An 11,751-nucleotide genomic window follows, 5' to 3' on the forward strand; every position below is an offset into this window, starting at 1 on the left:
ATGGATTTCAAGGTTGCTGGTACGTCAGAAGGCATCACCACGATGCAGATGGACATCAAGATTGCCGGTATTACCCGTGAAATCTTCGAAGCTGCATTGAACCAAGCCAAGGAAGGCCGCGCGCATATCCTTGGTGAAATGGCAAAAGCTTTGGGCGAAGCCCGCGGTGAATTGTCGGCGCACGCACCACGCATCGAAACCATGCAGATCGACAAAGCGAAGATCCGCGACATCATCGGTACCGGTGGTAAGGTTATTCGTGAAATCGTCGCCACCACTGGCGCCAAGGTCGACATTGATGATGAAGGTCTTATCAAGATTTCGTCGAGCGACCTTTCCCAGATCGAAGCCGCACGTAAGTGGATTTCCGGCATCGTTGAAGAAGCTGAAGTTGGCAAAATCTATGACGGCAAGGTCGTCAATCTCGTTGATTTCGGTGCGTTCGTAAACTTCATGGGTGGCAAGGACGGTCTCGTCCACGTCAGCGAAATGCGCAACGAGCGCGTTGAGAAGGTTACCGACGTCGTCAGCGAAGGCATGGACGTGAAGGTCAAGGTTCTTGAAATCGATCCACGTGGCAAGGTTCGCCTTTCCATGCGCGTCGTTGATCAGGAAACCGGTGAAGAACTGGAAGACACTCGCCCGCCACGTGAAAAGAACGAGCGCAGCGATCGTGGTCCCCGTCGTGAAGGCGGCGGTGGCGGACGCGGCGAAGGCCGTGGCGATCGCGGACCGCGTCGTGATGGCGGTGGTCGTGGTGAAGGCCGCGGCGACCGTGGTCCACGCCAAGAGCGTTCAGAAGGCGGAAACAACGGCGGGGGCGATCCCGATCATGTTCCAGCATTCCTGAAGGACTAAGCCCACGCGGCACACAGAACATCCTGCAAAAGGATTGGAGAGGAAAAGGGGTCGCTGCGGTGGCCCCTTTTTCGTTGGGGGCATTGGCCGCTGCCAAGGTTCAAAGCCGGTTGCTCGCGAAGCTGGCTGGGCTTCAGTTCATGCCCGATACAGCATCTCGCACTAACATGCGCAAAACCCTTGGCGACGGCCCCAAGAGTATCTAAGGACAATCGCATGAACAGAAAAATCCTTGTGTCCGCTGGCTTGCTGGCTTCGGTTTCCCTGCTTTCGGGTTGTGCTATGCTTGGCCTTGGCGGCGGTGGCGCAAAGCCGGGCAGCAACACCCGTTATGTCGCGCGTGACGTCAATACGTTGTATACGGCGGCAAAGGACAAGCTGGATAACAAGCAATATGAAGTTGCTGCCGCTTTGTTTGACGAAGTCGAACGCCAGCACCCTTATTCGCCATGGGCCCGCCGCGCGCAGTTGATGAGCGCATTTAGCTATTACATGGCGCAGAAATATAACGAATCGATTCAATCGTCGCGCCGTTTCCTGTCGATCCATCCGGGTAACAAAGATGCGGCTTATGCATATTATCTGATCGCCTTGTCTTATTATGAACAGATGAGCGATGTGACCCACGATCAGAAGATTTCGGAGCAGGCATTGGCGGCATTGGGTGAAGTGCAGCGTCGCTATCCCAATTCGCGTTATTCCGCTGACGCCACGTTGAAAATCGATCTTGTGCGTGACCATTTGGCGGGCAAGGAAATGGAGATTGGCCGTTTCTATCAACGTCGTGCCTTGTGGCTCGCATCCTCTTTGCGTTTCCGCGAGGTCATCGACAAATTTGATACAACAACGCATACGCCAGAGGCGTTGTACCGCTTGACCGAAAGCTATTTGGCGATGGGCGTACCGGAAGAGGCGAAGAAAGCTGCGGCTGTGCTGGGTGCCAACTACCCCGGTAGCGAATGGTATCAGCGCGCCTATGACCTGATGCAGAAGAACGCGCCCGCCGCGTAATGACATGCTAACGGGGCTGTCGATCCGCGATGTGGTGCTGATCGAGGCGCTGGACCTTGAATTTGGAAACGGCCTTGGTGTGTTAACCGGGGAGACGGGCGCTGGTAAGTCTATCTTGCTGGACGCTCTGGGCCTTGCGCTGGGTGCGCGCGCCGATAGTGGCCTTGTGCGTGCAGGCGCTGACAAGGCGCAAGTGACGGCAAGCTTTGATGCGCCAGCCAATGTGGTCGCGTTGCTGGGCGAAAATGACATTGAAATCGACATAGGCGAACCGCTTTTGATCCGCCGTTCGGTCAAGGCCGATGGCGGCAGTAAGGCGTTCATAAATGATCAGCCTTGCTCTGCGGCTTTGTTGCGTGATGTCGGCGCATCTTTGGTTGAAATACATGGGCAGCATGATGACCGGGGGTTGCTGAACCCGCGCGGGCACCGGGCGCTGCTTGATGCCTTTGGCCGATGCGACACCGCAACAGTCGCGGCCAATTTCACGTCATGGCATGAGGCAAAAGTGCGGCTTGATATCGCACGCGAAGCTTTGGAAAATGCCGCGCGCGATCAAGAGTGGCTTGAGCATGCGGTGGCGGAACTTGCTGCCTTTAACCCGCAGCCGGGCGAGGAAGAGGAGCTGGCTGGCGAGCGGTCGGACATGCAAAAGGGCGAGCGCATTGCCGAAGATTTGAAGGCGGTTCTCGAAAGCTTTGACGGCCCCAAAAGCGGCCTGGCGCTTATCCGGTCTGCGGCACGCAAGCTTGATCGCTTGGCCGATGCCCATCCGTTGCTGGCAGAAGCATTGACATCGCTTGACCGTGCCGTAATCGAAGCAAGCGAAGCCGAGGACAAGTTGAATGCGGCGGCGCGGGCAATTGAATATGAACCCGCGCGTCTCGATGAAATTGAAGAGCGCCTGTTCGAATTGCGCGCGCTGGCCCGTAAACACAATGTCGCGCCAGACGGCATCATTGCCCTGCAGGAGCGTCTGACGGCGCAGCTTCAGTCGATTGAGGCAGGTGGTGAGGGGCTCGCTCTGTTGGAGGCTGAGGTCGCTGCAAAGCACGCGGCCTATGTCACGTCCGCTACGGCACTGTCGGAAACGCGACGTGCGTCAGCTGCAAAGCTCGATGCCGCTGTTAAGGTGGAATTGGCGCCGTTAAAGCTGGATGCGGCACAGTTCCAAACATCTGTCGAGCAGCTTCCCGAAGAGCGCTGGGCCGCGTCGGGCATGGACCGCGTCGAGTTTTTGATTTCGACAAACCCCGGCGCACCATTTGCGCCGCTGGCCAAAATTGCATCGGGTGGCGAACTGTCGCGCTTCATCCTCGCACTTAAAGTTGCGCTGGCGGAAGAGGGCGGGGCGGCGACGATTATCTTTGATGAAATCGACCGCGGCGTCGGCGGTGCGGTGGCTGCTGCCATCGGTGAGCGGCTTGCGCGCTTGGCCCAACATACGCAGTTGCTGGCGGTCACGCATAGTCCGCAGGTCGCGGCCAAAGGCAAAGCGCATTACTTCATCGCCAAATCCAGCCAAGGGACGGTGACGCGCACGGGCGTGGTCTTGTTGGATAATGAGGCGCGCAGCCAAGAAATCGCCCGGATGCTTTCGGGCGCAGAAGTGACGGATGAAGCGCGCGCGCAAGCAAAACGTCTTTTGGAGGTTGTGTGAAGAAAATAGGTTTGATTTTTGCGGTGTTGCTGACTGGCTGCACGACCACGGAACCCGCAGCGCCGCCTGCCGACGGATTTTTTCGGGAACTTTCCGCGCTGTGCGGCAAGTCATTTGAAGGCAAATTGGCGGCGGGCGATGACAGCGACGCCAGCTTTAATTCAGCGAAGATGCGCGCGCACGTCCGCGAATGTTCATCGCGCGAAGTTCGGATCGCATTTGATGTTGGCGAAGATAAATCGCGCACATGGATTATCAGCAAGACAGACACTGGCCTGCGTCTGAAGCATCGCCATATGTTAAAAGATGGCACCGAAGACCCTGTATCCCAATATGGCGGCGATACCGTGACGTCTGGCAGCGTCATGCGGCAAGAATTTCCTGCGGATGCCTTTTCCAAAGACATGTTCACCAAAGAAGGGCGCACTGTATCAAATGCCAATATCTGGGCGTTTGAAGTCACGCCACGACAGGTCCTGACATATGAACTGGCAAGGCCGGGGCGGTTGTTCCGGGTTTCATTTGACCTGAAAAAACCGGTTTCTGGAGCCGGTGAGTGACAGAAGCAGACGCTGCCAATGAGCTGATGCGCTTGGCGAAACAGATTGCCCATCACAACAAGCGCTACCATGCCGAAGACACGCCTGAAATCTCAGACGCGGAATATGATGCGCTGGTGCGGCGCAATAATGAGTTAGAGGCGGCTTTCCCGCATCTCGTGCGCGCCGATAGCCCCAATAGTCTGGTTGGCGCGGCTGTAGACGGTTCAGGCCTGAAGAAAATCACGCATGCCAAGCGCATGATGAGCCTCGACAATGCGTTTGAGGCGCAAGATGTGCACGATTTCGTGGCGCGTGTCCGGCGCTTTCTAAACCTCGCCCCCGATGCGGATGTCGCGTTGACGGCCGAGGACAAAATTGACGGGCTTTCGCTCTCCTTGCGGTATGAAAAAGGCCATTTGACACAGGCCGCAACACGCGGCGACGGCAGCGTGGGTGAGGATGTAACCGCCAATGTCGCTCATATCTCGGACATCCCGCAGCAGTTGCACGGCGATGTGCCCGATATCTTCGAGATACGCGGCGAGGTCTATATGGCCAAGTCTGACTTTGCGGCCATAAACGAGGCGCAAAAGGCGAAGGACGGGAAGATATTCGCCAACCCGCGCAATGCGGCGGCGGGATCATTGCGGCAGAAAGATGCCAAGGTTACCGCGTCACGGCCGTTGCGTTTCCTTGCGCATGGATGGGGTGAGGTCAGTGGCTTACCAGCCGAGACCCAAAGCGGCGTGATGGCGGCCATCGCGGCGTGGGGCGTGCCCGTGTCGCCATTGCTTGTCCGCGTGCCGCATAGCGATGATGCGCTCGCCCATTATGCGGGCATCGAACGTCAGCGCGCTGACTTGCCCTATGATATTGACGGCGTGGTCTACAAGGTTGACCGGCTTGAATGGCAGGAACGGCTTGGCTTTGTCGCAAAATCCCCGCGCTGGGCGATTGCGCATAAATTTCCCGCTGAACAGGCCGAAACAACGCTTGAGCTTATCGATATCCAAGTGGGCCGGACGGGCAAGTTAACGCCCGTGGGTCGCCTGACCCCAGTAACGGTGGGCGGCGTCGTTGTATCCAACGTAACCCTGCACAACCGCGATGAAATTGCCCGCTTGGCTGTGCGCCCCGGTGATCGCATTGTGGTGCAAAGGGCAGGGGACGTCATTCCCCAGATCGTCGAAAACCTAACGCGCGATACAGAACGCGCGCCTTATTCGTTTCCATCGCAATGCCCCGAATGCGGTTCGGAAGCCGTTGCCGAGGAAGGCGAAGTTGATGTGCGTTGCACGGGCGGACTGATTTGTCCGGCCCAGCGGGTTCAGCGGCTGATTCACTTTGTCAGCCGTGGTGCGCTGGATATTGAGGGGCTTGGCGAGAAAACCATTCAAGAGTTTTTCGATTTGGGATGGCTCGAAAGTCCGGCAGATATTTTCAGGTTGAAGGCCCGCCGTGCAGATATTTTATCGCGTGATGGTTGGCAGGATAAGTCTGTGGATAACCTGTTGGCAGCGATTGAGGCGAAGCGCGCGCCCGATGGCGCCAAATTGCTCTTTGGCCTTGGGATTCGCCATATCGGTGCAGTTACTGCGCGCGATCTGTTCAAAGCCTTTGGAACGGTAGAAGCGGTCGGTAACATCGGGCTGCGTTTGGCGCAGGGTGATGAAGCGGCTATCGCGGACGTCACCGCGATTGACGGCGTTGGCGGGGCAGTTGCCGAGGCACTTGGCGATTTCTTCCACGAACCGCACAATAGGTCGGTGTGGAATGATCTTTTGAGCGAAATCGCGCCGCCTGCTTATGTGTCAAACGTCCGTGAAAGCGCGTGGACGGGCAAAAATATTGTGTTCACCGGAAAGCTTGAAACCATGAGCCGGGATGAGGCGAAGGCCCAAGCGGAAGCACTTGGCGCAAAATCTGCTGGATCGGTGAGTGCAAAGACCGACTTGGTCGTGGCAGGCCCCGGCGCAGGATCGAAGCTGAAACAGGCCACGGCCCTTGGCATTCAAGTCATTGATGAGGCCGAATGGGCCCGCATTGTGGCGGAGGCTTAGCGGGGGCCTGCAACGTCTTGTGAACTGATGAGATCGCGACCAACGCGGTTGATGCAAAACGGTTTCAAGTGTAACTAATTGCCATGGATAGCTCGAGCCATGTTTATGACGCGCCGCCTGCCGGTGCCAATGCCGATTGGACCGTGCCCCAGAATTGGGACGCCTTTGGCGCTGATGAACATGCGATGTGGGACCGGCTTTTTGCGCGCCAAACCGCGATGCTGCCGGGCCGCGCGGCTGACGCGTTTCTGCGCGGGATCGACGTTCTAAAGCTAACGCGCCCCGGCATTCCCGATTATCGCGAATTGAACGCGCGGTTGATGGCGGCCACCGGTTGGCAAATCGTTGCCGTGCCGGGCTTGGTTCCCGACGACGTGTTTTTTGACCATCTCGCCAATCGCCGTTTTCCGGCAGGCAATTTTATCCGGACGCCTGAGCAGCTGGATTATCTGCAAGAGCCAGACATTTTCCATGATGTTTTCGGGCATGTGCCCATGTTGGCCGACCCCGTATTTGCCGATTATATGGTCGCTTATGGCAAAGGCGGATTGCGTTCGCTCGGTTTTGGCGCGCTTGACCATCTCGCGCGGCTATATTGGTATACGGTGGAGTTCGGCCTTATTCAGCAGGCCGATGGTTTGCGGATTTACGGCGCTGGGATCGTCTCAAGCTATGCAGAGAGCATTTTTGCGCTGGAGGACCCAAGTCCCAACCGGATCGCATTCGACCTGCTGCGCGTGATGCGCAGCCATTACCGGATTGATGATTTTCAGCAGAACTATTTTGTGGTCTCCAGCATGGATCAGCTGCTTGAGGTGACCGTTGAGACCGATTTCGCGCCATTGTACGAGCGGCTTGAATCCTTGCCCGACATATCGGTTGGCGAAATCATTGCCGAAGATGCCCTTATCACCAAGGGTACACAGGCATATTTTAAGGGCGCCAGCCGCTACCAGGTTCCAAAATCACCCGGCGGCTGACTGGTGCGGCCTGAAGCGCGCAGCGGACGTTGCCAGCCATAATTGCGGCGCTTGACGAGCCACAGGCATGGCCAATCACCCATATCCTTGCGTTTTTGCACTCTAAACCCGTGTAGGCGATATGCGCGCGTAACCGCTTCTGCCTGCGTATTCAGCAAGCCAGCCAATATCAGCGAGCCACCTTCGCGCAATATCGCCGATAGTGACGGCGCAAGTTCGATTAACGGGCCCGCCAAAATATTGGCGATGACCAAATCATAAGGCGCGCGGGCGGTGATAAGGTCGTGCGCTGTCCCCGCGGCCACACACAGCGCCAGCTGGCCCTGCGCAACGCCGCAAGGGACATTGTTGACCACGGCATTGGCCGCTGTGACATCAATGCTGACCGGGTCGATATCCGATGCCGTCAAATATGCCTTCGGCCACAACACATGCGCGGCAAATGCCAGCAGGCCAGTGCCGGTCCCGATGTCAGCAATCAGGTCAAACCGCTTACCGGCACGTTTCATTCTGTCGAGCATATCAAGACAGCCGCTGGTTGTTTCATGTCCGCCCGTGCCAAAGGCGCGGCTAGCCTCGATTTGGAACGGGGTTGCGCCTTTGGGCACTGTGCCCTTGTTGGCCATTGTATGGACGTAGAAGCGCCCGGCATGCACCGGTTGAAGCCCTTGTTGGCTCATAACGACCCAATCGGCATCGGGAAGTTCTTCAACCACCGCCTTTGCGTCGGCCGCACTGGGCAAGCGGATTTGGATGGCGGCGATCACCTGAGCATTTGGTTTCTCGTTAAAATAAGCTTCAAGCCGCCATTTCTCGTCATTGAAGGCTTCGACCTCGTCCGCAACGATTGTCGGCATGGGTTCCAATGCCGCAAGCCACTCATCGTCATGGTGCAGTTCTTCCGCTTCATTGCGGGTGCAGGGCAGGGTAACCTTCCAGCTCATTGTGCGGCTTCTTTTGCTAACCGGGCATCAAGCCGCTCCATTGCTGCTTTGGCATAATTTGCACAGCCCGCAGGGTCGGCCAGAGGTTCCTTGCCGGAAACGCGCTCAAAGAAACGCGATTGCGCGGGGTGCGGGGCGATCAGGACGTCGCATGGGTTTAGTTCAGAAACGCGCTTCATGGTCGCCCTTAATACCGCCACATATTCTGGATGGTCGGTAAATCGGTATGCATCAGCAGACACAGCGCCAAGACTGTCGGCGAAAACAAACTGATGACAGGTCGCGCCTTCGCATGATTTCCAGGTCCAACTCGTTCCGCCAGGGGCGTGACCGGGCGTGGCGATGGCAGTCATTTTTATCGGGCCAAGGGTGATGGTTTCGCCGTCGCTGACGATCTGGTCGACCTTTATGCCCGCAAAGGGCGGTAATATGGCCAATTGCGGGTCCGTAGGGTCCGAAATACCGGTCTCCAGACTTTTGCGCGCTTCAGCCCGCGCGAGCATGCGGGCACCGGTAATGCCCTTTAGCGCGGCAAGTCCGCCAACATGATCATAATGCTCATGACTGCTGACCAGATATTTCACATCTGTCGGTTGGAATCCAAGCGTACGGATATTGTCGGCAATGAACGGCGCAGCTTCGGCGGTCGCGCCGTCGATGAGGATATGACCCTTGGGTGACGTGACGAGCAACGACACGATGCCACATGTGCCCACCATATACACATTGGCGAATATATGTGCCGGCGGGGCAGGGTCGCTCCAGCCGTCACGGCCTTGGCACTGTGACGCTAGTGTGGTTCCGCTGCTCATGCTCTTGACGGGTGCGACAGGTGCGCAGGCCGTCAGGGCCAATGCCAATAGTGCGCCCAGCTTAGCGTACATAGCTTGCGCCATTTATATCCAATACCGCACCTGTCATCGACGGCGGCGCATCCAGTGCACAGAATTTCACCATCGCCGCGACCTCTTCGGGATCAGCGACCTTGCCGAGCGGGATATCGGCGAGCAGCTTATCGCCGCCGCGGCTTGCGAGATAATCGTCCGCCATGCCGGTCATGGTAAAGCCGGGGCATATGGCAAAGGCATAGATTTTTTGGGCAGCGTAAGCGCGTGCAATCGTCTTGGTCATGGCGACCATGCCGGCCTTTGATGCCGCATAATGCCAATGGGCCGGGCTATCCCCGCGATGCGCAGCGCGGCTGGCGATATTGACGATCCTGCCACTCGCGTTCGATTCTTGCCAATGCAGGACAGCGCGCCGACACAAGTCCGCACTGGCCGTCAGGTTGATCTGCATGGTCCGGTTCCAATACGCGAGCCATTCCTCGTCCGACGCCGAAATCGGGTTTTGCTCAAATACCCCGGCATTGTTGATCAATACATCTACACGGCCGTCAAGGCGATCAAGCGCATGGCTCCAAAGCCGTTGTGGCGTTGCGGGATCGCTTAGGTCGCCATCTGTGCTGGACAGCGCCAGCACGGAAGTCGTTGCGGGGTCAAAGCTGGCCGCAGCGGCAGCGCCGATGCCGCGTGATGCGCCGGTGATAAGGATATGGGTTTTCATCCGCGCTGCTTTTCACAGCGCCGACAAAATTTCAACCGAAGTTATCGGATGAGGTTTCCAACAAAGCGGGTGGCATTGGCTTGAAGCGATGAGATTTTCTCATTCACTTCGCTAAACCCGCCTTCAAGCTGCATGATTTCAGACACCACATTTTCCGTATCGCTGCGGATGGCGGAGATCGTGTTTGACATTAAATCGGCGGCCAAAGCGGTTTCATCAACTGACGCGGTAATCATCGTCACCGTCTGTGCTTGGTCTTCCATCGCCCGCCGGATGCGTTCGGCCGACATGCGCACTTCGTCAACGGTTTCGCGGATGGATGCGTTGGATTCAACCGACGCCTTGGTCGCACTTTGAATGGATGAAATCTTCTGCGCAATTTCGTCCGTTGCCTGCGCTGTTTGATTTGCGAGGCTTTTGACTTCCTGCGCAACCACAGCGAAACCACGGCCCGCATCGCCCGCGCGCGCAGCTTCGATCGTGGCGTTCAATGCCAACAAGTTGGTTTGCCCCGCGATGTCGCGGATAAGCCCCAATATCGACTCAATGGATTGTGATTGTTCGGACAGCGTATCGGTTGCCACTGCACCTTTGGTTGCCACGGCGGCGGCGCGGTTTGCGACGTCGGCTGCGGTCTCCACTTCTGTCCGTGCATCTTCAATAGCGCGGATGAGGCCTGCGGCAGTTTGGGCTGCTTCGCGCATGGCGACTGCAGATTGTTCAGACGCTGCCGCAACTTCAGACGCCTTGGACAGCATGCCGTTCGCCATTTGCGAGCTGCTCGCGGCTTGTTGGCGCAATACGGCTGTGCGATCTGCAACCTCATGAGCGGTAATGCCAATGTCTGATTCAAACTGCGCCGTTTGTTCCCGGCGGCGTGCCACGTTCTGATTGGCGCGATATGATGTATAGCACATCGCCATGATCGACAGTTCCAGACCCGTAGCGGTTAGAACGGCCGCCGCTAGATCCTGATAATCTTTCTGTTCGACGCCATATACTTCACCAAGCAACTTTAGCGTGAAGCTGTTGACGCGGGTCGACGCTGCATGAACACTCTCGAGTGGGATGCCCCGCTGGCACGAGTCCATGATTTGACGGGTGAGAAACTTTGACCATTCAGCGCCTTCGATATTGCTAAGGCGCTTCTCGATAAAGGCCGCTGTTTTGGTGCGGGCTTTTTCTACATTTTTGGGATCCTGCATTTCAGGAAACTTGCCCATGCTGATCCAATAATCCCAATAATAGCTGCTGATGTCATATAGCCGGTCTTTCAACAGCTCACCGACTTTGCGGCAGCGGGGCGCAAAGCTTTTGTCTTCGACAAACACATCAATAATCGCCTGGACGTCCGATTGTTCAATGTCCTGTTTTTCTGCCATACTCGCATTCCTGTGTCATGGTCTTCCGCAATGCGGACCGATTTCACATCTTTAAGCGGTAAATGGTTAATAGGCGGTTATTGCCGGGGTGCCTCCGATGCTCTGGCGCACATTTTGTGCAAAGTTGTGATTGAACAAATCCATCATCGCAATGCGCGATTCTGACGGTGGAGGCCTTGCGCCACGCCATTAAACGATTAAAGAGCGACGCTTAATACAGGCCGCGCTTAAATGAAGGACGCTGAAATCATGGCGAAAAACCCGAACCGCCCGTTATCACCGCATTTGCAGGTGTATCGCTGGTCACCGCAGATGGCGATTTCGATTTTCCACCGTGCAACAGGATTCATCCTCGCGACGGTTGGAATGATCACCTTGCTGTGGTGGTTGTCCGCAATTGGTGGTGGCGCGGAAAGCTATGCGACCTTCCAAAAATATGTTGTCTCCGCAGGCGAAGGTGCAACTGGTTTTGAAACGGCCGTCAACTGGTTCTTCCGGCTTTTGGGCCTGGCTGTAACCTTCAGCTTTTTCCAGCATCTCGCGTCGGGCATTCGCCACCTCGTTTTGGATATTGGCGCTGGCTACGAATTGAAGACGAACCGGACCTGGGCTTCGGCTGCATTCATTGCGGCCTTTTTTGCAACTGCATTCGTTGTCCTGTTTGTGGCATCGCGCTTTCTGGGAGTTTGATGATGGACAGTAGAACATATATCGGGCGCGTGCGCGGGCTGGGTTCAGCAAAGCATGG

Annotated in this window: 11 protein-coding genes; 7 read left to right on the plus strand and 4 right to left on the minus strand. The window is 56.7% G+C overall.

What is annotated here, in order from left to right; genetic code table 11:
• The 6 genes from ACIQ5B_RS07695 to phhA form a co-directional block, all read left to right on the plus strand.
• On the plus strand, positions 1-858 hold an 858-nt coding region (locus ACIQ5B_RS07695; RefSeq protein WP_397598504.1), incomplete at its 5' end, for a S1 RNA-binding domain-containing protein.
• 216 nt (positions 859-1,074) lie between these two features.
• Positions 1,075-1,869, plus strand: a complete 795-nt coding sequence (locus ACIQ5B_RS07700; RefSeq protein WP_397598505.1) for an outer membrane protein assembly factor BamD — start codon at positions 1,075-1,077, stop codon at positions 1,867-1,869.
• Between the two features lie 4 nt (positions 1,870-1,873).
• Positions 1,874-3,529 carry a DNA repair protein RecN gene (recN, locus tag ACIQ5B_RS07705; protein WP_397598506.1) on the plus strand — a complete coding sequence of 552 codons (1,656 nt, stop codon included), beginning with the start codon at positions 1,874-1,876 and terminating at the stop codon, positions 3,527-3,529.
• Positions 3,526-4,089 (plus strand): hypothetical protein, encoded by a 564-nt coding sequence (locus ACIQ5B_RS07710; protein ID WP_397598507.1) that lies wholly within the window; start codon positions 3,526-3,528, stop codon positions 4,087-4,089. The genes recN and ACIQ5B_RS07710 overlap by 4 nt, the downstream gene beginning before the upstream one ends.
• 26 nt (positions 4,090-4,115) lie before the next feature.
• The gene (gene ligA / locus ACIQ5B_RS07715; RefSeq protein ID WP_397598512.1) at positions 4,116-6,131 is read left to right on the plus strand and encodes an NAD-dependent DNA ligase LigA; all 2,016 of its coding nucleotides are present in this window, start codon (positions 4,116-4,118) and stop codon (positions 6,129-6,131) included.
• An 83-nt stretch (positions 6,132-6,214) separates the two neighbouring features.
• Complete coding sequence (gene phhA, locus ACIQ5B_RS07720; RefSeq protein WP_395628222.1) at positions 6,215-7,111, plus strand: phenylalanine 4-monooxygenase; 897 nt, start codon at positions 6,215-6,217, stop codon at positions 7,109-7,111.
• Here the strand turns inward: phhA and ACIQ5B_RS07725 are convergent.
• The 4 genes from ACIQ5B_RS07725 to ACIQ5B_RS07740 are packed head-to-tail and all read right to left on the minus strand — an operon-like array spanning position 7,081 to position 11,003.
• Positions 7,081-8,055, minus strand: a complete 975-nt coding sequence (locus ACIQ5B_RS07725; protein ID WP_395628221.1) for a 50S ribosomal protein L11 methyltransferase — start codon at positions 8,053-8,055, stop codon at positions 7,081-7,083. The genes phhA and ACIQ5B_RS07725 overlap by 31 nt on opposite strands.
• Positions 8,052-8,939, minus strand: a complete 888-nt coding sequence (bla, locus tag ACIQ5B_RS07730) for a subclass B3 metallo-beta-lactamase (protein ID WP_397598508.1) — start codon at positions 8,937-8,939, stop codon at positions 8,052-8,054. The genes ACIQ5B_RS07725 and bla overlap by 4 nt, the downstream gene beginning before the upstream one ends.
• Positions 8,929-9,621, minus strand: a complete 693-nt coding sequence (locus tag ACIQ5B_RS07735) for an SDR family NAD(P)-dependent oxidoreductase (protein ID WP_397598509.1) — start codon at positions 9,619-9,621, stop codon at positions 8,929-8,931. Before ACIQ5B_RS07735 ends, bla begins: the two co-directional genes overlap by 11 nt.
• Before the next feature lie 41 nt (positions 9,622-9,662).
• Positions 9,663-11,003 carry a methyl-accepting chemotaxis protein gene (locus tag ACIQ5B_RS07740; protein ID WP_397598510.1) on the minus strand — a complete coding sequence of 447 codons (1,341 nt, stop codon included), beginning with the start codon at positions 11,001-11,003 and terminating at the stop codon, positions 9,663-9,665.
• Between the two features lie 231 nt (positions 11,004-11,234).
• On the opposite strand from ACIQ5B_RS07740, the gene sdhC reads away from it, so the two are divergent.
• A complete protein-coding gene (gene sdhC, locus ACIQ5B_RS07745; RefSeq protein WP_397598511.1) occupies positions 11,235-11,693 on the plus strand; it encodes a succinate dehydrogenase, cytochrome b556 subunit in 459 nt (152 codons plus the stop codon).
• Positions 11,694-11,751: the final 58 nt, after the last annotated feature.

Source organism: Sphingorhabdus sp., assembly GCF_044374345.1.
Lineage (GTDB): Bacteria > Pseudomonadota > Alphaproteobacteria > Sphingomonadales > Sphingomonadaceae > Sphingorhabdus_B.

Coding starts and splice junctions, on each gene's coding strand:
- ACIQ5B_RS07700 (WP_397598505.1), top strand. CDS start 1,075: ATGAACAGAAAAATCCTTGTGTCCGCTGGCTTGCTGGCTTCGGTTTCC.
- recN (WP_397598506.1), top strand. CDS start 1,874: ATGCTAACGGGGCTGTCGATCCGCGATGTGGTGCTGATCGAGGCGCTG.
- ligA (WP_397598512.1), top strand. CDS start 4,116: ATGCGCTTGGCGAAACAGATTGCCCATCACAACAAGCGCTACCATGCC.
- phhA (WP_395628222.1), top strand. CDS start 6,215: ATGGATAGCTCGAGCCATGTTTATGACGCGCCGCCTGCCGGTGCCAAT.
- ACIQ5B_RS07725 (WP_395628221.1), bottom strand. CDS start 8,055: ATGAGCTGGAAGGTTACCCTGCCCTGCACCCGCAATGAAGCGGAAGAA.
- bla (WP_397598508.1), bottom strand. CDS start 8,939: ATGTACGCTAAGCTGGGCGCACTATTGGCATTGGCCCTGACGGCCTGC.
- ACIQ5B_RS07735 (WP_397598509.1), bottom strand. CDS start 9,621: ATGAAAACCCATATCCTTATCACCGGCGCATCACGCGGCATCGGCGCT.
- ACIQ5B_RS07740 (WP_397598510.1), bottom strand. CDS start 11,003: ATGGCAGAAAAACAGGACATTGAACAATCGGACGTCCAGGCGATTATT.
- sdhC (WP_397598511.1), top strand. CDS start 11,235: ATGAAGGACGCTGAAATCATGGCGAAAAACCCGAACCGCCCGTTATCA.